Raw genomic sequence first — 22,159 nt, forward strand, 5'->3', positions numbered from 1 at the left:
ACTACTACGATGAAAAAACTAATGGTGTTGATACCGGTTTTTCTGGCATTTATGGTAAATGCGCAGTTAGAACATGAAATTACAGACTACGTGTGGCCAACCGACCAGGCAGTGTTGGATAAGCTGGAAGACTGGCAGGATTTAAAATTTGGATTGCTTATGCACTGGGGTGCTTACAGCCAGTGGGGAGTTGTGGAATCGTGGTCGATTTGCCCTGAAGATTATGGTTGGTGCGAACGTAAAAAAGGCAGTAATCCCGACGATTATTTTACCTACAAAAAGGAATACGAAAACCTGAAGTTGTCATTCAATCCTACCGGTTTTAATCCTGATGATTGGGCAAAAGCAGCAGCCGATGCAGGAATGAAATACGTGGTATTTACCACAAAACACCACGACGGATTTTGTATGTTCGACTCGAAATACACCGATTACAAAATTACCAGTCCCGAGTCGCCATTTAGCTCAAATCCAAAAGCGAACGTAACCAAAGAAATTTTTGATGCGTTCCGTAACGAAGGATTATGGGCAGGTGCCTATTTCTCGAAACCCGACTGGAACAGCCCGTATTACTGGGATCCAAAATTCCCGCCACTCGACAGAAACGTAAACTACGATCCAAGACTTTATCCTGACAAATGGGACAAGTTTGTGAACTTCACCCACAACCAGATTATGGAGTTGATGAGCGATTACGGAAAAATCGATATCCTTTGGTTAGATGGTGGCTGGGTGTGTAAACAATCGGATGAAGCGCTGGAAGCATATTACAAAGGTCGTCATGCCGAAGCTCCAAGTGGTTTTATTAAAAACCGCGTAATCGATCAGGACATAAAAATGGATGAATTGGCTGCCAAAGCGCGCGAAAAACAACCCGGATTAATTGTGGTTGACCGTGCAGTAGAAGGTCCTAACCAAAACTACCTGACACCGGAAAATAAAGTGCCGGAATCGCAATTGCCATACCCATGGGAAAGCTGCATTATAGCAGGCGGTGGCTGGTCGTGGTCGCCAAACGCTACTTTTATGACGCCAAAAGAAGCGATTCATATGCTGATTGATATTGTGGCAAAAGGAGGAAACTTACTGTACAACATTGCTCCCGGACCCGATGGAAGATGGCCCGAAGGTGCCTACGAACTATTAGCTGCAATGGGCGACTGGATCGATGTAAACGGTGAGGCTATCTACTCAACTCGTGCAATTGCCCCATTCAAAACCGACAATATTTGTTTGAGCCAGCAAAAAGATACAAAAGCAGTTTATGCACTTTATCTGGAACAAGAAGACGGTAGCGGACTACCTGCATCGTTTACCGTTAAAGGAATTAAGGCGGCTAAAAATGCCAAACTTACGCTGCTGGGTGCCAAAGGCAACCTAAAATGGCAAAACACCGACGAAGGGGTGAAAGTTACTATCCCCGCCAGCATCAGAAAAAACCTGCCTTGCGATTTAGCATGGGCGGTTAAAATATCGGCTATTCAATAGCATCAAGAAAGGAGGCGTATTCGAAACGCCTCCTTTTTTATTTCTCCTTCATCATCTTACCCCAACATTAACAATCCCTTCCCGAACATGCTCTACAATATACTTTCTAAAAATTTGCTCTATTTTCGCGCGCTTTAATTGTACAAACAATTAAACGAATAGTCTTTTTGAATTTTTATTAATAATCCCCCGGGACGAGACTTCAGGAGCATGCAGAGACATCTCCTCCAACCAGCTACGGAGCTGGGGTCTCCCACCTTCCGGGTTTTTCCACAACAGAAAATAGTAGCACGAATGAAGTTTGAATTTAAATTTATAGATAAGAAGCAGGGAAGCATAAAAGACGATATCCTTTCGGGATTAACCGTGGCATTGGCACTGGTACCCGAAGCGGTGGCTTTTAGTTTTGTTGCAGGCGTGTCGCCAATTGTTGGTTTGTACGGTGCGTTTATGATGGGACTGATCACCTCAATTTTTGGAGGCCGCCCCGGAATGATATCCGGAGCAACAGGAGCAATGGCCGTTGTAATGGTTAGCCTGGTGCAACAAGGTAACGCCATGGGCGACGGACAAGGTTTGCAGTACCTGTTTGCCACTCTCATTTTGGCCGGAACAATACAGGCACTTTTTGGCTTTTTCAAACTCGGTAAGTTTATTCGTCTGGTGCCACATTCGGTAATGATGGGCTTTGTAAACGGATTGGCTATCGTTATTTTCCTTTCGCAGCTGAATATGTTTAAAAACGGTGGCGAATGGTTAAGCGGAACGCCGTTATACATGATGCTTGGCTTGGTAGTTCTGACTATGGCAATCATGTATTTTCTGCCAAAATTGAGTAAAGCAATACCAGCCGCGCTGGTTGGAATTTTGGTGGTTACGGCCGTTGTAATTTTCGGAAACATCGAAACGGAAACAGTACGTAGTTTTATCCAAAGTGGCGGTGGCGACAGCATTAAAGCCGGCCTTCCAACCTTTGATGTGCCTGTCATTCCTTTCAATCTTGAAACCTTAAAATTGATCTTCCCATTTGCACTGATACTTGCAGCTGTTGGTTTAATTGAATCGTTAATGACACTGAACCTGGTTGACGAGCTAACCGAAACCCGAGGTAGTGGAAACCGCGAAGCTGCAGCGCAGGGATTAGCAAATATCGTGAACGGATTTTTTGGAGGAATGGGCGGTTGTGCCATGATCGGACAAAGTATTATCAATATAAAATCGGGTGGTCGCGGTCGCTTATCGGGAATTGTTGCAGCTGTAATGTTGCTTGTTTTTATTTTGTTTGCCTCAACCTACATCGAAATGATTCCGATTGCAGCGTTGGTTGGCGTAATGTTTATGGTGGTAATCGGCACCTTCGCCTGGAGTACTTTCAAAATCATCAATAAAATTCCGGTTTCCGATCTTATCGTGATTATCCTGGTTACCGGACTCACTGTGGTTTTCGATTTGGCAATTGCAGTTTTGGCAGGTGTTGTGGTTTCGGCACTGGTATTTTCATGGGAAAACGCCAAGCGTATTCGTGCACGTAAAAGTGTTGACGAACATGGCATTAAACACTACGAGATTTTTGGTCCACTGTTTTTTGGATCCACTGCACTTTTCCAAAGTAAATTCGATGTGCAAAACGACCCGAATGAAGTGATCGTTGACTTCAAAGAGTCACGTATTGCGGATCAGTCGGCCATTGAAGCGATTAACAAACTGGCCGAGCGTTACCAAAAAGCCGGCAAAACAATTCACCTGCGTCACTTAAGCAAAGACTGTATTAAACTGGTGAAAAAAGCGGAAGCCATTTGCGATGTGAATGTGGTGGAAGATCCAAACTATTTTGTGGCCATCGACCACTACAACACCTTAATGAAGTTGCAGGCGAAATTGAATAAAAATGCAACCACTTAATCCAACTCTTGTCTTTAAATACTGAAAAGCTTTTACGGAATAGCTTTAAAGCAGCCTGAAACAATAACAATGTTCATCTTTCAGTTTTAGGCTGCTTTTTTGTTGTAGGATCTAGAACACTGACGACGCAGATTTTTCTGATGCTCGCAGATATTTTTCTAAAAATCTTCAGCGAAATTCTGCTAAATCAGCATTATCTGCGTTCCATTTTCTTTCTTTCTTGAAAATGTTTCGAGTCGCCCCACTCGCCATATCCAATTTCGGAACCGGACATATGAATTCGGGCTTCCAAACAATTGCGACACAACTCGGCATCCTCATCCAAACAGGGTTTATTTTCGTAAAGTTGATACTCTTCTCTGTACGAGGTTGGCGTTAAGTTGGGCATAATTACATTGGCACCAATGGCAAGTGCTTTTTCACGTCCGGCAGGATCAATGGCCTGCAACGCTGTAGCAGCTGCAATATTAATATCCGGCATTAACAAACGCAAAACGGCAATCATATTAAGTGCCAGATCAAAACGTTCCTGCTTTGTTTTTAGCAAGTGGCGATATTGATATAACGGCGTGTCTTCATGCTCGAGATATGGTCCCATTCCGCACATGTCAATATCCAACTTTTTGAAAAACAAAAGATCGTCGGCAAGGTGTTCGTAGGTTTGAAAAGGCAATCCAATCATCACTCCGGTTCCAACCTGGTAACCGGCAGTTTTTAAGCTGCCCAGTGCTTCAATTCTCCGTTCAAACGAATGCGTATCATTTTCAGGATGAATTTTGTAATAAAGCTCGCGTGTTGATGATTCGATACGCAATAAATAACGATGCGCCCCACTCTCGAACCAGCGACGATAGGTTTCCAGAGTTTGCTCTCCACAACTGAGCGTAATTCCTAATTCACCATTCGAAATCTGCTTTATCTTTTTAAGCAAACCATCTACCCGCTTTACAAATGCCGGCGACGATAATTCGCCCGATTGTAACACCACCGATGCAAAACGATTCTCCCAGGCAAATCGGCACGACTCCAAAATCTCGTCATCGCTTACATCGTAACGAATAACTTTGTCGTTTCCTTTCCGAATGCCACAATACAAACAGTCTTTGGCACAGATATTCGAGAATTCCACCAATCCACGGAAATAAACTTTATTCCCGGTTTCTTTTACCTTCACCTCCTGCGCACGTTGTAACAACGCAGTTCGCTCATCACCTGTGGTTTTTAGTAATTGTATGATTTCCTGTTTATCCAAATCAAGCATTTTGTGCCACAAAAATATGCTTTTCTGTGCAATAAAGCTCAAGAACGAAATGGTATGTTATGTTTTAGAACTAGGTTGCATAACATTCGCACTTTACAACATTTCTCATGTTCGGAAATTGAAATTAAATTTACTTTTGTAGCATAATCCTGCGGGAAGGCTACGGCTGACTTTAGGGAGGAATATAAAAGATGAAGGATTAATCAATTATCTGCTTTCCCTGTATTTCCCGTAGAATTTTTTGTAAAACCAAGTTGATGTTTGTTGACTGAAAAAACTTCGGTCTTCCAACAACCGACTTCTAACTTTTATGTATGAAACGACTGGGTTTTGTGGGAATAATAATCGAAAACCGCGAGAAATCTTCGGGCAGCGTAAACCAGGTTCTGAGCCAGTACTCTGAACTTATTCTGGCGCGCACCGGCCTACCCAACGCAAAAGAAAATTATTCAGTTATCACACTGGTAATTGATGCCACAACCGACGAGTTGGGCAAATTAACCGGAACACTGGGAAACATACCGGGCGTATCTGTAAAATCTGGTCTTGCAAAAAAATAGTAGAATAAAAACCGATCTTTTAACGCAATAAAATATGTACAACGTACCTGCCGATTTTATCAACGAAGCCAAAATTTGGGAAGCACTTGAGCAAAACAAAAATCCCGAACCGGCACAAATAAAAGAAGTACTGGCAAAAGCTGCTGAAATGAAGGGTTTGAACCTGAATGATGTGGCACTTCTTACCGCCATTAACAATCCGGAAATGATGGCCGAATTGTTTAACACGGCAAACACCGTAAAAGAAACAATTTACGGGAAAAGACTGGTGTTGTTTGCGCCGCTATACGTTTCGAATTTGTGTAAAAACGAATGTTTGTATTGTGCATTCCGCGCAAGTAATAAAGGAATTGTACGTCATGCTTTGTCACAGGAAGAGATTGCAAAAGAAGTTGAAATACTCATCAATCAAGGGCACAAAAGAGTTTTGCTGGTGGCCGGAGAATCTTATCCTGACAAAGATGGTTTTCAGTATGTGCTCGACTCCATAAAAACAGTGTACAGCGTTAAAAACGAACATGGCGAAATTCGACGTGTAAATATAAATGTTGCTCCGCTTACGGTTGAAGAATTTAAGCAGGCTAAAGAAGCGAATATCGGAACCTACCAGATTTTTCAGGAAACCTACCATCGCGAAACGTATAAAAAAGTACATGTAGGCGGGAAAAAACGCGATTACAACTGGCGCACCTGGGCATTACACAGAGCCATGGAAGCTGGAATCGACGACGTGGGTATTGGCGTATTGCTTGGGTTGTTCGACTATCGTTTTGAATTGCTGGCCACAATGCAACATATTTTTGAGCTGGAAGATAAATTTGGCGTTGGACCGCACACAATTAGTGTTCCGCGAATGGAACCTGCAACCAATAGCGACATGGCATCGCACCCGCCGTTCCCGGTTTCAGATATCGATTTCAGGAAAATGGTAGCTATTTTACGATTGGCAGTGCCGTACACCGGCATTATCATGTCGACCCGCGAAACAGCCAAAATGCGCCGCGATACTTTTGCGTTGGGCGTTAGCCAAATTTCGGCGGGAAGCAAAACGAATCCGGGTGGTTATGGCGAAACTTCAGAAGATGATCCATCAAGCCAGTTTAGTTTGGGCGATCACCGTCCTTTGGATGAAGTGATTCGCGATGTGGCATCAATGGGTTACATTCCGTCTTTCTGCACAGCTTGTTATCGTATGGGAAGAACCGGTCAGGATTTTATGGATCTTGCAAAACCCGGCGACATCCGCTTGCATTGTGCACCAAACGGACTCAGTTCGTTTAAAGAATATCTGCAAAACTATGCATCACCGGAAACCCGCGAAATTGGCGACGAGTTAATTCGCGAAACCATTGCAGGAATGAGCGGAATTGCAAAACAACGCGCCGAAAAACTGGTTAACCGGGTTAAAGCCGGACGCGATGATGTTTATTGTTAAAACAGCGACGAGCAACGAGCGTTAAGCGACGAGCAACAACAAAATCATGTAATCCGATAATCAAGCAAATCATGGTCAACACAAGAGAAGAAAGTGACTTTATTGGAAAGAAACAAATCCCTGCCGATGCGCTTTGGGGAATCCATACAGCTCGTGCGGTAGAGAATTTCCCTATCTCGGGGCAGCGGGTGCATCCGGAGTTGATTAAAGCTTACGGCGAAGTAAAACTGGCCTGTGCACAAACCAATAATACACTCTGCTTCTGGGAAGATAAAACAAAAACAGAGGCAATTGAAAAGGCAGCTTTTGAAATGAGTCAGGGTTTACTGAATGAGTACATTTTAGTAGATGCAATGCAGGGTGGAGCAGGAACTTCTACCAATATGAATGTGAACGAAGTGCTGGCCAATCGTGCACTTCAAATTCTTGGAAAAGAATTGGGCGATTACGCTGTTGTTTCTCCGCTTGATGACATCAACCTTCACCAAAGTACCAACGACACTTACCCCACTGCTCTTAAAGTTGCTGCTATTCGTCTGTTACGTCAGCTGGAACAAAATGTGCTGAACCTGCAGGAGGCTTTTCAGCAAAAAGAAAAGGAATTTGCACATATCGTTAAAATCGGGCGAACACAGTTACAGGATGCTGTTCTTACAACATTAGGGAGAGAAATGAGCGCTTATGCCGAAGCATTGAACCGCGACAGATGGCGCATTTATAAATGCGAAGAACGATTGCGCGTGGTAAATCTGGGGGGCACGGCAATCGGGACCGGTTTGGGAGCGCCAAAACAATTTATTTTTCGGGTGGTTGACAAACTCCGAGAAAACACTAACATTGGCTTGGCACGCAGCGAAAACCTGATTGACGGCACACAAAACGTCGATGTATTTGTTGAAGTTTCTGGTATACTAAAAGCATGTGCTGTTAATTTACTTAAAATCAGTAACGACCTTCGGTTACTATCGAGCGGTCCCCATGCCGGATTTGGAGAAATAAACCTCCCGCAACTTCAAGCCGGCTCATCGATTATGCCGGGAAAAGTAAATCCGGTTATTCCGGAGGCTGTAGCACAGGCAGCCATAAAAGTTATGGGCAACGATCAGATTATAGCACAAGCCTGCAGTGCCGGGAATCTCGAGCTTAACCAGTTTATGCCGCTAATTGCGCACAGTTTTCTGGAGTCGATCGATTTGCTAAAAAATGCAAGTAAGTTATTCAATGAAAGATGTGTGTCGTGCATAACCGCTAACGAAGATGTGTGTAGAATGCACGTAAACAACTCAACCGCTACCATAACGGCACTGGTTCCTGCTATTGGTTACGAGCGCAGTTCGGAGATCATAAAATTGGTTGAAAATGATGGGCTTTCTATTAAGAAAGCAGCCTTAAAATCAGGGTATTTAACTGCCGATGAGTTCGATCAGTTGATTACACCGGAAGCAGTTTGCAGGTTGGGCAACTAACTCTTAACATTTTTAACAACACATTAACACGCACACAACTGACTGTTTTTCTGTCAATTACAAATCACCAATCAATAAAAGACTGATTTATCTCATTCTCTGCTTGCTTTTAATCATATTAGTTATTAATATTGAGTCTAAATAAAGATAGAAACAAAAAATTTCTTTAATAACTAAAATTGTAAATCATGAAAAAAGTATTATTTCTATTAGCGTTTGTTGCAGTTTACGGAGTATCATTAGCAATGACTGAAGCAACAGTTGTTACCAACGATGAGATCGTTCAGATTGTAGACAACGCAGATAAAGTAGAGAAAGAAAAAGAAGCGAGCAAGAAAGCCACAAAGTCTGAAGCTAAAGCTGACGGATGTTCAGGAACTGATGCAAAAGCTAAATCAGCAGCAAAAGCTGACGGATGCTCAGGTGAGAAATCAGCAGAAAAGAAAAGTGACTGCAGCAAAACTTGTGGTGGCGAAAAATCAGGTAAGTCATAATTGATTACCACTCATAAAGGAAAGTCGTTCATTAACAAATGAGCGACTTTTTTTATTTAGCAATGCAAAATGTAACCCACTTTCACCACATTTACGATTGAAATCGAAGGGTCCCCGGAGAAATACTTTCTTAGTTTCGAAATGAATACATCAAGGCTTCGTCCGGCAAAATAGTCGTTCTCGCCCCAAATGGCAGTCAATATCTGCTCGCGCCGAACCACATTCTTCTTTTCCTTACAAAGCATAAGCAACACTTCCGCCTCGCGCGTTGTAAGTCGCTTTATATTTCCATCCAAACTAAGCGAAAGATTTTCATAATCGAATTCGTACGCGCCAACCTGGTAAACCGTTTCAGTTTCCTCCTGGATAAAATCGCTGCGTTTACTGATCGCCACAATTTTACACCACAACTCATCCTCATCAAAAGGTTTGGTAATGTAATCATCGGCGCCAATATCATAACCTTTCATTTTATCCTCTTTCATAGCGCGTGCCGTCAGGAAAACCACGGGAATTTCGGGCTCAATAGCTTTCACCTTTTTGGCCAGCGAAAAGCCATCCATTTTGGGGAGCATTACATCGAAAATGCAAAAGTTGAAATCTCCTTTCTTTTTGAATCCTTCCAAGCCCTCTTCTCCGTCGCGATAAAGCGTAACTCCTACCCCACGGCTTTTCAAAAAATCCTCCAACAAAAATCCAAGGTTAAGGTCGTCCTCAACTAAAATAATGTTTAAGTTTTTTTCGTCCATCTTTACGATTTTTCTAGTGGCAGTTGAATCCTAAAAACAGTCCCTTCATCGCTTGTGCTTTCAACAGCAATGGTTCCGTTATGTGCTTCTACGATTTGTTTTACGTAGGCCAGCCCAATTCCAAAACCTTTGGCGTTGTGCACATCGCCCGTTGGTACCCTGTAATATTTATCAAAAATATACTTTTGAAATTTAACAGGAATACCAATTCCGTTATCTTTTACCCAAATTACCAGATTATTGTTTTCAACACGGGTAGATATATCGATGTTAGGATTGCGTTTGGAGTATTTTATCGCATTCGAAAGCAAGTTAACGAATACGTTTACAAAATGCAGGCGATCGATAAAAACCGGGGTTTTACCGGCTTCAAAATCATAGGTAATTCGCCCGTATCTTTCGTTTAGCAACATTTCGCAGGTTGATGCGGCTTCTTTTACCACATCCTCTACCAAAGTTTCTTCTTTGTTATAATCAAATTCGTTTCTTTCCACTGCTTCCAGTCGCAATAAACTTTCAACCAGGTTTTGCAGTTTGCGGTTCTCTTTGTTTATCAGCTCGGCATAACTGGTTAATTTTTGCTCATCTTCGCCATACCGCTTTTTACGAATCATATTCGATGCCAGAGCAATCGACGACAATGGTGTTTTAAACTCGTGGCTCACGTTATTCAGCAACTCTTTGGTATGTTTGGCAATGCGAATCTCGCGGTTGTAAATGCGTAACAAGTAGAGCAACGACAGAATGAGCAGCAAAATAAGAACTACCGAGCCCACAAACATGTAACCGGCTGTAGCAAAGAAAAAGCGGGTTCGCGACGGAAATTCCACCACCAACTGATACCCTGTTTGTCCCATTATGCCGCCCATACAACGCGAGTAGTACAGCCCCTTATCGTAGTCGGCTTTTAGCACGTCCAACTCTTCCGAATCATTTTCGAGGATGTACATTTCAAACTCCAGATCGATGTCGTATGATGTTAATTCATTCTGAATGGCATCGTGAATTTTTTGCCAAACACCGGATGATGTTAGTTGTGTTTTCAGGCGAACAGAATCGCACTCAACACAAGCTTTAACTTTGTTACACAATGGCTTATCGGCCGTAAGTGTTGTCATGGTTTCGCTAAGTGCCAGTTCCACACTTTTCTCAAAAACCTTGTCCTGAAAGCGAATGGAATAAACAATCCATTTTATTTGCGTTGCCAGCAGTGCCAGAATAATCAGTAATGCCAACAAAAATGTATATTTTCTGAATACTGTTTTCACGTATAATTTTTCCTGTTTCTAAACTATTCAATGTTTATTACCATAACCACATTGATAACCAATTGTTTTATGGTGATTATAAAAGTCAAAAATAACCATTAAATCAACAAGCACTCCGGCTGTTAAAACCATTAACCTCGCATTAACGCTTAGTTTAATCAGTAAACAATATATTTGTCACAACGATCACAAAAAAAACTAAAAAATCATGAAAAGAATTCTCATTGTAATCACTCTTATTGCTGCTTACAGTGTTGCTATGGCAAGCACAAGTGCAAAGGTTAACACAGTTAAAAAATCGGAAGTTACTGTAGTTGCCGACGATAACACTGTTGTAATCAACAAAGAAGAGGACGAAAAGAAGAAGAAAACAGAAAAGAAAGCCACAACCGCAAAAACAGCCGACAAAAAGGCAACAGGTTGTTCCGAAGCACAAAAGAAAAGTTGTGCAGCATCGGGCAAAACCTGTGGTGACGAAAAAGCCGCTACTGAGAAAAAAAGTTGTTGTGGAGGATCGAAGTAAGATCAACTTCAAATAAATCAATTAAAGGGTGCTTTTGCACCCTTTTTTTATGCCTTGCCGCAGACAAAAAGTAAATTTTCACACGAAAAAATCGATCATCCCTGACATTTTGTAAAATCTCCCGCGGGAGAACCGGACAAATGTAAGGGAGAACGACCTCCTTGCATGGGAGAACTGGTCTCAGTCGTGGGAGAAGCACTATTCCTCATGCGAGGAAGACTGTTTTTTCGCAGCCAAGAACTTTTCTGCAAGACCAGAATTTATTTTTCATTTCAATAATTGCTGAAATTGGATTGAATTTGTACTTTCAGTCGCGCAAAACAGAGAACATGAGAGCACCAAAATCATTTCGTTTACACATTGGGATTTTTGGCCGCAGAAATGCCGGCAAGTCAAGTATTTTAAATGCACTTACACAGCAAGATGTATCCATTGTTTCGGATGTTGCCGGAACAACAACCGACCCGGTTGAGAAACCGATGGAATTGCTTCCGCTTGGGCCGGTACTATTTATTGACACGGCTGGTATCGACGATGTTGGGGCGCTTGGCGAAAAACGCATTGCCAAAACACTTGCCGTTTTCGATCGAACCGACTTAGGTGTAATTGTGTCGAATTTTAACGATTGGGGAGAATACGAAGAGTCATTGATCGGCGAATTCAACGAACGGGAAATTCCGTTTGTAGTGGTGTTTAACAAGTGCGATCTGTACGATGAAAATTTTGAAATTATCGGTGCCCTCGATGGTAAAAAGATAAAACTGGTTCAGACTTCGGTAACTGAAAACAAAGGATTGCTCGATCTGAGACAGTTATTGTTGAATTCTGCACCGGCCGATTTTATTAATCGACCAAGTATTTTGGGCGACCTCGTTGGCGCCGGAGAAGCTGCAGTGTTGGTGGTCCCCATCGATAAAGAAGCGCCAAAAGGCCGGCTGATATTACCGCAGGTTCAAAGTATCCGCGACTTGCTCGACAACGACGCCTTTTGTATGGTCGTTAAGGAACGTGAATTGCGCGAGGGACTTTCGCGGTTTAACAAGCCACCGAAACTTGTGGTTACCGATTCGCAGGCCTTTTTAAAAGTGGCTGCCGACACACCACCAGAAATTCCGTTAACCTCGTTTTCCATTTTATTTGCGCGTCACCAGGGCGATCTTAACGAAATGGTTCGCGGAGCAATGGCCATCGACAAACTAAAAACCGGCGACAAAGTTTTGATTGCAGAAGCCTGCTCGCACCATCCCATTGGTGAAGATATTGGCACCGTAAAAATTCCACGCTGGCTTACCCAGTATGTGGGCGGCAAACTACAAATTGACAGTACCCGCGGACACGATTTCCCGCCTAATATTTCCGATTATAAACTCATCATTCATTGCGGAGCCTGTATGTGGAACCGCCGCGAAATGTTGAGCCGCATTATGAAAGCAAAACAAATTGGCGTTCCGATTACCAATTACGGACTTACCATTGCTTACTCGCTGGGAATTTTTGAGCGTGCATTGGAACCGTTTCCGGCAGCACTGGACATTTATAAAAACGGAACCGGGAATTAGATTCTCAATGTTTTATCAAACCCGGGACAAAGCTGAGTTGTTGAAAGTATAAAAGAGAAAAATGAGCCGTATACTTTTTATATTTCTAATGTTTGCAGGCCTGGCCTGTACCGACAAAGAAAATCCTGTAATTATGCCTGCACAACCGGAACCAAGTGATTCCAATAACAACGTCAACCAGGATTCTACCTTTTACTACCTTGCTTTAGGCGATTCGTACACCATTGGCGAAAGCGTGGAGGAAAACGAACGATTCCCGGTTCAATTGGTTGAAAAATTAGAAGCCGAAGGTTTTGAAATGCAGCCGGCAAAAATTGTAGCACGTACCGGTTGGACCACCGATGAACTGGCCGCCGCCATTAAAAACGAAAATTTAAAAGACTCATACAACCTCGTAACTTTATTAATTGGCGTGAATAACCAGTACCGCGGAAGAAGCGCCGATGAATACCGGGGAGAATTCAGGAACAACCTGCAAACCGCAATTAAATTTGCCGGCAACAAAGCTCAAAATGTAATCGTAGTTTCTATTCCGGATTATGGAGTTACTCCTTTTGGACAAAGCCGCAACCCTGAACAAATTGCCAAAGAAATAGATGAATACAATGCCATAAATTTTCAGGAAACGCAGCAGGCCAATGCGCGTTATGTGGAAATAACTACCATTTCGCGTGAAGCACTTAACGATGAAACGCTGGTGGCTTCCGATGGTCTACATCCATCGGGAGAAATGTACCGGCGCTGGGTAGAAAAGATTCTTCCTGAAGCAAAAAAAATACTCGAAAGCCAAAAATAAATGACGACTGACCAAAACTTTACTTTAGCTGAACAACTTGACAGAGACGATCAGTTACGTAACTTCCGAAGCCGGTTTTACATCGAATCAGAGAATACGATTTACCTTGATGGAAACTCGCTTGGCCGCCTTCCTATAAAAACCAAAGAGTTACTTTCTGAAGTGGTGGAAAAACAATGGGGAACGGAACTGATTGAAAGCTGGAACCTACACTGGTACCAAAAACCTGCTCAGCTTGGCGATAAAATCGCTCCAATTATCGGTGCTACAAAAGGCGAAGTAATTGTTTCCGACAGTACATCGATCAACCTTTACAAACTGGCGCACGCAGCGCTGAAATTGCAAAAAGGAAAAACAACAATTGTAAGCGACGATCTCAATTTCCCAACTGACCTCTACATTTCACAGGGACTTTTAAAAGAATTTGGCCCTGATTACAAACTCGAGCTGGCAAAAACAACCGACGGTATTACCATTGAAACGGAAGAACTGAAATCGAAGATCACAAAAAATACAGCTTTGGTTGTATTGTCGTTGGTGGCATTTAAAAGTGCCTTTATGTACCAGCTTGAAGAAATTACCGAGCACGCGCATAAAATGGGTGCGGTGGTTCTTTGGGATCTCAGTCATGCTGCCGGTGCCGTTGAAATTGACTTGAATAAATGCAATGCCGATCTCGCTGTTGGTTGCACTTATAAATACCTAAACGGAGGTCCGGGTTCGCCTGCATTTTTATACGTTCGGAAGGATTTACAGGATAAGTTGTCATCACCAATTCAGGGGTGGTTTGGCGATGCTTTACCTTTTGAATTTGATCTGAACTACCGGCCGGTAGAGGGAATTCGGAGATTCCTAACGGGAACTCCGCCAGTGCTTAATCTTATGGCAATTGAGCCCGGTATTGATATGGTTAACGAAACTGGAATGAAAAACATTCATCAAAAAAGCACACAGCTGTCCGAGTTCTTTCTTTCTATGGCGGATTCGGAATTAAGTGATTATGGTTTTGAAGTAGGTTCTCCAACTGAACCAGAAAAACGGGGATCGCACGTTTCTTTAAAACACGACGAAGCTTACCGCATTTGCCAGGCTTTAATTCATCCAAAATCATCAACACTGAAAATCATTCCCGATTTTCGCGATCCGGACAATATTCGATTTGGATTTACACCGCTCTACACAACTTTTAAAGAAGTATGGCAAACGGCTCAACGACTTAAAGAGATAATCAGGGATAAAGAGTACGAGCAATTTTCAACGCAAAGATCAGAGGTTACTTAGATTTTTGTATTGGGTGGTGAAAAAAGCCAAAAAACTCGATCTTTCCCATCGCGTCCTTTTTCAGCAGTTTCAAATTCCCCTTTTCAAATGCAAACTGAAATTCAATATTGTTTCTGAAATCTTTCGGGTTAATTAATGTAATAAAGTTTCGGGCAACGCTCCAGTTGCCTTCAGTCGTTCCCTCCAACAATTTTACAGGCGCATTTCCGGCCACAATAAATTCATGATTTTCGAGAAATGAAAGAACAAACAACAACTTGTTTTTTTTCAGTGCATCTTCATCAAAATGTAACAGCTCCTCTCCCTCATCTACGTAATACTCAAACAAATGCCACTTGCCGGGAATCAGCTTCTTTTTACTGCCAAACACCTCGGGAGATTTCAGCCAGTCGACAAATTTTGTAAAAATCGATTTTAGTTTCATAACGAGCCTGTTACGTTTGGTAAGACCAAAACCCGACCAAAAAGTTTAATGCTTTGCACTATTTTAATCTGTCACCGCTCAGAAAAATTCCATATCGAAATCAAATGCAACAATAATCAACTTCCTACGTATTTTGTGGTATGTGAAAAAACCACGAATTCATACCTTAACATAGATGAACCATGATTCTATCCAAAAACTAACCCAAATTGTTCAGGAAAACCTGGCGAATGAAGATTTTGGCCCCGATCAACTTGTACACGAAATGGGTGTTAGTCATTCCACTCTTCATCGCTGGTTAAAACAATACACCAACAAAAATATCAGTCAATTCATTCGCGAAATCAGGCTCAAAAAAGCCAGCGAATTACTTCTAAACGAAGAGCTCACCATTTCGGAAGTTGCCTATAAAGTTGGTTTTGGAAGTGCGACTTATTTTAACCGGTGTTTTCATGAGCAATTCGGGTGTTCGCCGGGCGAATTCAAAAAGCGGGAACTGGTTGCGGAAACCGAAAACACTCAATCCAAAGAAAGAAATTTTTCAAAAAAATACCTATTTATTGCCGCGCCAATACTGGTACTCTCAATTCTGGCATTGTTCCTCGTCGAAAAATATGACTTGTTCAACAATAAGTCTCCGATAGAAAAATCAATTGCCGTTCTTCCGGTTAATTACCTGGGAGATCCGCAACACAAATACCTGGCAGATGGTGTTTGCGAAGACATACAGAATAACCTGGCAAAAATTAAAGATCTGCGCGTAGTCGACTTCAATTCGGTAAAGTTGTATCAATCTACCAAAACGTCCGAAGAAGAAATCGTTGAAGAATTAAAAGTTGGTGCTTTGCTAAAAATAACGTTTCAGGAAATAGAAACGAACATTGTACTTTTTGTTCGACTTATTAATTCTGATGATGGAACAGTCCTATTTTCGGAGATATACAACAGCGATGAAAACAGAATATTTATAACTCAAAGCGATATTGCGCTAGCCATTGCGAACGAGCTGGAAGCCAACATTACCACCGAAGAAAAACAACGAATTGAAAAAATACCAACAGTAAGTTTAACTGCCAACGATTTTTACCAACGTGCACGCGAACAACAATGGAAATACTGGATAAACGAAGATCAGCAAGCGCTTAAAAATGCAAAAGAACTTTATTCAAGAGCCCTTGAATACGATGCCAACTTTGCGCCGGTTTATACCGGAATGGCACTTCTGGAATGGAACCAAAATAGTTGGAAAAGCAACATCCCCGAGCAATATCTTGATTCGGTACTTTGGCTGGCCGAAAAAGCACTTTCGATAGATAAAAACAATTCCGATGCCTATTTTATTAAAGCAGAATATAATCGTTTAAAAGGTTTTTACAATGATGCGCTTTCGGAATACGACAAAGCCATTCAAATCAATCCGAACGACTGGATGGCCTACTTCGGAAAGGCACAACTGTTTTATTTCGAAGACCTTTCAAAGACTATACAGTATTGCAATATGGCGGCATCGCGGCATAAGGGAATTATGTTGCCAACAATTTTGCGTCTTTTGGCAACTTCTTACCAGAGTACGGGATTCCCTGAGAAAGCGGAATATTACCGGCAGGAAGCGTTAAGTCTCGATTTCGATTCCGCACAGTACCTGCTAAATAAGGAATCGCTTCAAGACATCCCGACATCAATTCATCTGCTAGAAAAAGCGCTTACCTCTAATTCTTCAAATCCGGGAATTCTATGGGACCTGGCCTTTTATAATTCTTTTGCGGCTAATAACGACGAGGCCTTTTCCTATCTCAAAAAATACATGGCTTTAAATAACTCTCCTGCAGATCTTCCGGTTAATTCAATGCACCGCATTGCGTACATTTATTACCAACAAGGAATGAAGGATTCGGCAGCCTATTATTTTCAGTTGCAGGAAAAATCCTGCCTCGAAGCGATTGAATCCGGAAGGTATTATTCCAATTTTTTGCTTTACGATCTTGCCGGTGTTTATGCCTTTAATGGAGAAAAACAGAAAGCTTATTCATGGCTGAATAAATTTAACGAGTTGGATAAAATGCCCGGTTGGATGGTTGAGCTTATAAAAACAGATCCCCTATTTGAAACCATCAGGAAAGAACCTAATTTTAAAGAGATAGTTGCCGAAGTAGAGACAAAATACAAGGCTGAACACGAACGAGTAAAAGTATGGCTCGAAAACAACCATATCCTGTTACAATAATCAAGGGCCAAACCTCGCCATAAATGTGGTTTTGCAATATAATTTCAATTTTTGCAATATAACTTCAACTCATAAGCTATAGATTCTAACTTCTGATGCAGTATTACTAACATAAGTATTGTTTTATTCCCGAACTTTGAATTCACTAAATGTCATTTCTTCATCTTCTGTATTTAGGCCATGAAAGTTTAGTAATGTTATTAGTCCTTATCGCCAACATATTTACAGTCTCACAACATGAAAAGGAATTTGAAGAAGTGCTGGGTATTGCCTGCCTAACTAACCTACATAAAATTCAGGCAATCACCTAAAGCCTCCTTAGATATTAAGTTTTGGGCCACCTCTAGTTGTAGAGGTGGTTTCTTATGAAGAGATGTGTAATGGTTAATGCAACAATAATCTTTTATTAGTAGTTATATAAGCGAACTCTTGAATGGAAAAACAACGTAGATCATTATTCCAATCCCCCAAATTCCGGCTGCTGATAATAATGTGAAAGCAGTGTTAAAAAATTTCAACATTCTGTAAACTAGGTGCTATGCCTCGCCACCTTTTTATACCGAAATTTATTTGACATAAAAATCAAAATTAAAAACTATTTAAAACCCAAGAATTATGAAAGCATTAAGAATCATTTTAGCAGTCATTGTAGTAACTTGTTTGTTTACTCTTCCAACATCGGCTCAAAACAACCGAGTTATTAAAGAAACCCAAACTATAACTGATGTAAGCATGCAATTCCCTTGTATGGAGGAATCTATTACCGGGACTATTGTGCTGGAGTCTAGCTACAAATACTTCACCGACAATAATAACCGTGTAGGATTAATACTGCAACATTATAAAAATACAGGTACGTTTATTGGCGATATAACAGGAACCGAATACACATTGATAGATAGAAATACCGCACACGACATAGCAAATATGACATTTGATAAGGAAACAGTAAATGTAACATCTATGAGTTGGCTTCTTCAAGATGGGAAAAAAGTAGCACGCATAAAATATTATTTTCATCTAACATTAGTTAATGGAGAACCTAAAGCAACATTTGACATATTTGATGTAAAATGCTTTTAAACTTCAGCCCAGATATGTAAATAATACAACCAAAAATCAAACATCATAGATTTTAAGTATTGCCACCTCACACAAAAAGCGGGAACGTTCCCGCTTTTATAGTTTTATAACTACCAGTTGTACAAGCCATTATTTCTTTGTAATTTGAATACTATTAAACTGATTACAAACTAAATGGCAAATGAATCAACAAACGGAAATGCTTTTATTGAGAAGATAAAAGGGATTGTTGATGCCAATTTAGAAAATGAAAAGTTTAATCTTTCATCTCTTGCCCGGGAAAGCGGTTTAAGCAAAATTACACTCTATCGTAAAATTAAAGCGGCAACCGGAAAAACAACCAGTCAATTTATTCGCGAAATCAGACTTACAAAAGCTAAAGAGCTACTACTCGATGAAGAACTCACTGTAGCAGAAGTTGCTTATAAAGTAGGTTTTGGTAGTGCAACCTATTTCAATAAATGCTTTCATGAATATTATGGATGTTCGCCGGGTGAATACAAAAAAACACACCAATATCAGGATACAAATCAACCGAAAAATAAGATCTTAAAAATATTAGCTCTAAGCATTTCCATCGTCATTGCTGTAGTAGCTGTTTTTACTCTTAAGCACGAAGCGCAAACTGAAAATGTTATTGAAATAATTGTATCACCTATCGAATTTTCAGGAAGCAGCGAGAATGAGTTTTGGGCTATTGGAATAAACGAAGTCATAATTAATGAGCTATCGGCAATTAAGAACTTTTTAGTTTTAGACCAGAAAATAATAGATGACTATATATCGACAACCGGTAATGAAAAGAAATTAAACAAAAAAGCAGTGCGTGCTTATACGCTGAAATTAACAATGTTTGAAAAGGATGGAATCAGGATAATCGTGTGGCGCTTAACAAGAAACCACGACGGAGCTGTTGTTCATTCGCAAAAAGATACTATCCCTAAAACTGTTTCCTATGTAACAGAAAAACTGATTGTTAAAACCATTGCCACCAAATTAGATATTCCAATAAGTGACGAAACAAAACAAAGACTTCAGATCAATGAGCCGATTAATCGTACCGCTGAAAAGTATTATCTGCAAGCACTAAAAATTCTCAACGGGAATGAGATTAAAAGAAATCAGGATTTGTACAAAGCAGCAGAAAATTATCTATACAAAGCATTAGATGCCGATTCGTTGTTTTACAAAGCTTACGAAGAACTTGCATCGATACACGCCACCAGAAATTACTGGCTTAACATTCATCAAACCAACTTTATGGATTCCTCGCTCTACTTTGCTAATAAAGCCATTCAGATCAGCCAGAATTCATACAAAGGACATTACATCCGCGCTTCGTACTATTATCACCGAAACGACACGAAAAAAGCGCTTGAGGAGTTGGATGCGGCAACCAACATAAATCAAAGCTATGTTTATGCTTACGAACTAAAAGGTAAAATTTACCGATATATTGATTTGGCAAAGTGTATAGAAAATTACCATTGGGCAGTGCAATTAAGTGGCGAAGTTTATCCTCAAATGCTCCACTCCTTATCCTTTCATTATTCAGAAGCCGGCTTTTTCGATGAATCGAAATACTATGCCAAACTGGCTTTCGAAATTGATAACGACTCCGTGTTGTGGTACATGTCCTTGGCAGGTTACGAAAACGCCAATCGAAATAATCAAAAAGGAACAGCCTATTTTTTGAAAGCCTATGCCATAAATCCATTGAATTCAAACCTGCTTTTATTGTTGGGCAAAGCCTATTCCGATGCCGAACAATACGAACAGGCAGCCCGGTACTTTGATGAGTATATTGATTTTTTAGAACAAAGAAATGCCATCGAAGGACTGGGTGTTGTTCATCGGCCAGCATACGTGTACTGGCAGATCGGCAAAAAGGAGGAAGCTGCTTATTATTTCGATCTGCAAATTAAAAACACCTTAAAAGATCTCGACCTAAAACGCCCGTTCCATCAGTTCCGATTAATAGATATTGCCGAGGTTTATGCTTTCAACGAAGAAAAAGAGAAAGCCTACAAATACCTTCAATTCATTATCGACCAACCGGTGTGCATTCCGTTTTGGCTTTATGATATTGTGAAAAACGATCCTCAGTTTGATAAAATTCGCAACGAGAGTCAGTTTATAGCATTGGAGAAAAGATATAGAGACAGATTTGAAATGGAACACCAGAAAGTTAAGAACTGGATTTCCGAAAATTCGAAATTTAATTAATTTATCTGCATACAAAATCCGCTAAACCTATGGCATGCAACATCATTTATATAGCTGCAAAATAATTTCAATTCAAAAGTAATAGCTTACACCAACTGATAAAATGGTTCTACCTTGAACATGACTTTAATTCGGAACTTTGATTCAACAATGTTTTTCAAAAATTAAAGTTCAAAGTCATGAAAACAATTACAATTTTTATTGCAATAGTGCTGGCCGCGTCATCGCTATTAGCTCAGGACATGAAGAGTAATATCGAAGAAATTAAAGTTACTCCACCCCGATTTACAGGAATAATTCAGAATCCTCAAATTTTAGGAGAGGACGATTTTGTATCATTCGAAAAGTACCTGATTAATAACTTGCAATACCCGCAAGAAGTTATCAATAGCGGAGCCGAGGGAACAGAGCTGGTTAGGTTTGAAGTGAGTGCCGATGGCAAACTATCGTCGTTTGAAGTTTTAAACAGTGTTGACCCTGAAATTGACGAAGCCATTCACGCCATTTTACTAACCACCTGTGGAATGTGGAAAGCAGGTGAGGCAAACGGTGATCCGGTGTCGATGCCTAAAGAAATTGCGATCGAATTTAAATGGAAACAATATGAATCGCTAAACAACACCCGCGATTTTGATGCGCTTGCCAAACTCTATATGACCAAAGGCACCGAACAATTAATGCATAAAAACAATGCTAAAAAAGCATTAAAGTTTTTCAACCATGGAATTAATTACCGCCCCAACGAAGACTGTCTTTTAATGGGTCGCTGTTTATGCAAATACGAATTAGGCGACGAAGAAGGCGCGAGGGCAGATTGGGCAAGAATACAAAGTTCAGGCGTATCAGACGAAGCAATTTCACTGCTCGACAACTATAACAACCTAAAAGGATCAACTGATCTGGAATTACAACTGGGTTTAAAATAACATCTCAGCACTTTCACCGGGTCCAGTTGACTAAAACCACCATATATTTAAGCGAAAAACCACCTCATTGACTTGAGGTGGTTTTGTATTTTCATGAGAAAGAAAAAAGGGCAGCCCAACGACCACCCCCTCACATTCGTAAATGTATAATGATAAAAAATAAGGGTATAACAAGTTTAAGGATTCGCATCCGGAAAGTTCATTTTTTAGTTCGCTACTTATCAACAACTTACCGTGGATAGCGTTCCATCTTTATGGTCGAATTAAAGGAAATCTCTTCAATCCGAAAGTTCCTAACCCTGTTATTAACTTTTTCAAATTATGGTGAAAAACGTGCTATATTTGCCACTTCAGCGCTGCTTAATTACTATTAATCAGTAAAAAGCACCAAACCTTTGTCAATCAGAAATCTTTTATTTACTTTTGCGGCCAATTAATTTTATGCCGTTTCTATTGAAAGCGATGTTGCGGCGTAAACATTGTATAACAAATAG

General features: G+C 40.8%; 18 protein-coding genes. 14 read left to right on the forward strand and 4 right to left on the reverse strand.

Translation table 11 applies throughout. From position 1 onward, the window contains the following. Positions 1-9 precede the first annotated feature (9 nt). Positions 10-1,488 (forward strand): alpha-L-fucosidase, encoded by a 1,479-nt coding sequence (locus tag QZ576_RS17510; RefSeq protein WP_297099405.1) that lies wholly within the window; start codon positions 10-12, stop codon positions 1,486-1,488. A gap of 294 nt (positions 1,489-1,782) precedes the next feature. Beyond that, positions 1,783-3,390: a SulP family inorganic anion transporter gene (locus QZ576_RS17515; protein WP_297099407.1), complete on the forward strand. Its 1,608-nt coding sequence runs from the start codon at positions 1,783-1,785 to the stop codon at positions 3,388-3,390. A 193-nt stretch (positions 3,391-3,583) separates the two neighbouring features. Here QZ576_RS17515 and hydE read toward each other — a convergent pair whose 3' ends face one another. Beyond that, positions 3,584-4,642: a [FeFe] hydrogenase H-cluster radical SAM maturase HydE gene (gene hydE, locus QZ576_RS17520; protein ID WP_297099409.1), complete on the reverse strand. Its 1,059-nt coding sequence runs from the start codon at positions 4,640-4,642 to the stop codon at positions 3,584-3,586. Positions 4,643-4,965: 323 nt separating this feature from the next. Between hydE and QZ576_RS17525 the strand changes: the two genes are divergently transcribed. From QZ576_RS17525 to QZ576_RS17540, 4 genes are all read left to right on the forward strand, one after another. Continuing rightward, positions 4,966-5,211, forward strand: coding sequence for a TM1266 family iron-only hydrogenase system putative regulator (locus tag QZ576_RS17525; protein ID WP_297099411.1), 246 nt, complete (start codon positions 4,966-4,968; stop codon positions 5,209-5,211). 34 nt (positions 5,212-5,245) lie between these two features. Next, entirely contained in the window at positions 5,246-6,646 is a 1,401-nt protein-coding gene (hydG, locus tag QZ576_RS17530; protein WP_297099413.1) for a [FeFe] hydrogenase H-cluster radical SAM maturase HydG, read from the forward strand. Positions 6,647-6,717: 71 nt separating this feature from the next. Beyond that, positions 6,718-8,112, forward strand: a complete 1,395-nt coding sequence (locus QZ576_RS17535) for an aspartate ammonia-lyase (protein ID WP_297099415.1) — start codon at positions 6,718-6,720, stop codon at positions 8,110-8,112. Between the two features lie 188 nt (positions 8,113-8,300). Continuing rightward, complete coding sequence (locus tag QZ576_RS17540; RefSeq protein WP_297099416.1) at positions 8,301-8,606, forward strand: hypothetical protein; 306 nt, start codon at positions 8,301-8,303, stop codon at positions 8,604-8,606. Between the two features lie 56 nt (positions 8,607-8,662). On the opposite strand, the gene QZ576_RS17545 is transcribed toward QZ576_RS17540, so the two are convergent. Both QZ576_RS17545 and QZ576_RS17550 read right to left on the reverse strand, forming a co-directional pair. Next, positions 8,663-9,355, reverse strand: coding sequence for a response regulator transcription factor (locus QZ576_RS17545; RefSeq protein ID WP_297099418.1), 693 nt, complete (start codon positions 9,353-9,355; stop codon positions 8,663-8,665). Between the two features lie 2 nt (positions 9,356-9,357). Beyond that, a complete protein-coding gene (locus tag QZ576_RS17550; protein WP_297099420.1) occupies positions 9,358-10,623 on the reverse strand; it encodes a sensor histidine kinase KdpD in 1,266 nt (421 codons plus the stop codon). A 208-nt stretch (positions 10,624-10,831) separates the two neighbouring features. Here QZ576_RS17550 and QZ576_RS17555 point away from each other — a divergent pair, with 208 nt between their 5' ends. From QZ576_RS17555 to kynU, 4 genes are all read left to right on the forward strand, one after another. Beyond that, positions 10,832-11,146 carry a hypothetical protein gene (locus tag QZ576_RS17555; RefSeq protein WP_297099422.1) on the forward strand — a complete coding sequence of 105 codons (315 nt, stop codon included), beginning with the start codon at positions 10,832-10,834 and terminating at the stop codon, positions 11,144-11,146. Between the two features lie 329 nt (positions 11,147-11,475). Then, a complete protein-coding gene (gene hydF / locus QZ576_RS17560) occupies positions 11,476-12,705 on the forward strand; it encodes a [FeFe] hydrogenase H-cluster maturation GTPase HydF (protein ID WP_297099424.1) in 1,230 nt (409 codons plus the stop codon). 61 nt (positions 12,706-12,766) lie between these two features. Beyond that, a complete protein-coding gene (locus QZ576_RS17565) occupies positions 12,767-13,501 on the forward strand; it encodes an SGNH/GDSL hydrolase family protein (protein ID WP_297099426.1) in 735 nt (244 codons plus the stop codon). Continuing rightward, positions 13,502-14,782 (forward strand): kynureninase, encoded by a 1,281-nt coding sequence (gene kynU, locus QZ576_RS17570; protein ID WP_297099427.1) that lies wholly within the window; start codon positions 13,502-13,504, stop codon positions 14,780-14,782. Here kynU and QZ576_RS17575 read toward each other — a convergent pair. Further along, positions 14,775-15,206 (reverse strand): hypothetical protein, encoded by a 432-nt coding sequence (locus QZ576_RS17575; protein WP_297099429.1) that lies wholly within the window; start codon positions 15,204-15,206, stop codon positions 14,775-14,777. The two genes, kynU and QZ576_RS17575, sit on opposite strands and share 8 nt — an antisense overlap. Positions 15,207-15,381: 175 nt before the next feature. Between QZ576_RS17575 and QZ576_RS17580 the strand changes: the two genes are divergently transcribed. The 4 genes from QZ576_RS17580 (at position 15,382) to QZ576_RS17595 (ending at position 21,665) form a co-directional block, all read left to right on the forward strand. Then, entirely contained in the window at positions 15,382-17,430 is a 2,049-nt protein-coding gene (locus tag QZ576_RS17580) for a helix-turn-helix domain-containing protein (protein ID WP_297099431.1), read from the forward strand. Positions 17,431-18,045: 615 nt separating this feature from the next. Continuing rightward, a complete protein-coding gene (locus QZ576_RS17585) occupies positions 18,046-18,513 on the forward strand; it encodes a hypothetical protein (protein WP_297099433.1) in 468 nt (155 codons plus the stop codon). A 174-nt stretch (positions 18,514-18,687) separates the two neighbouring features. Then, the gene (locus QZ576_RS17590; protein ID WP_297099435.1) at positions 18,688-20,739 is read left to right on the forward strand and encodes a helix-turn-helix domain-containing protein; all 2,052 of its coding nucleotides are present in this window, start codon (positions 18,688-18,690) and stop codon (positions 20,737-20,739) included. Between the two features lie 179 nt (positions 20,740-20,918). After that, the gene (locus QZ576_RS17595; protein WP_297099436.1) at positions 20,919-21,665 is read left to right on the forward strand and encodes an energy transducer TonB; all 747 of its coding nucleotides are present in this window, start codon (positions 20,919-20,921) and stop codon (positions 21,663-21,665) included. The last annotated feature ends 494 nt before the right edge of the window (positions 21,666-22,159 follow it).

It is taken from the genome of uncultured Draconibacterium sp. (assembly GCF_913060805.1).
Taxonomy (GTDB): domain Bacteria; phylum Bacteroidota; class Bacteroidia; order Bacteroidales; family Prolixibacteraceae; genus Draconibacterium.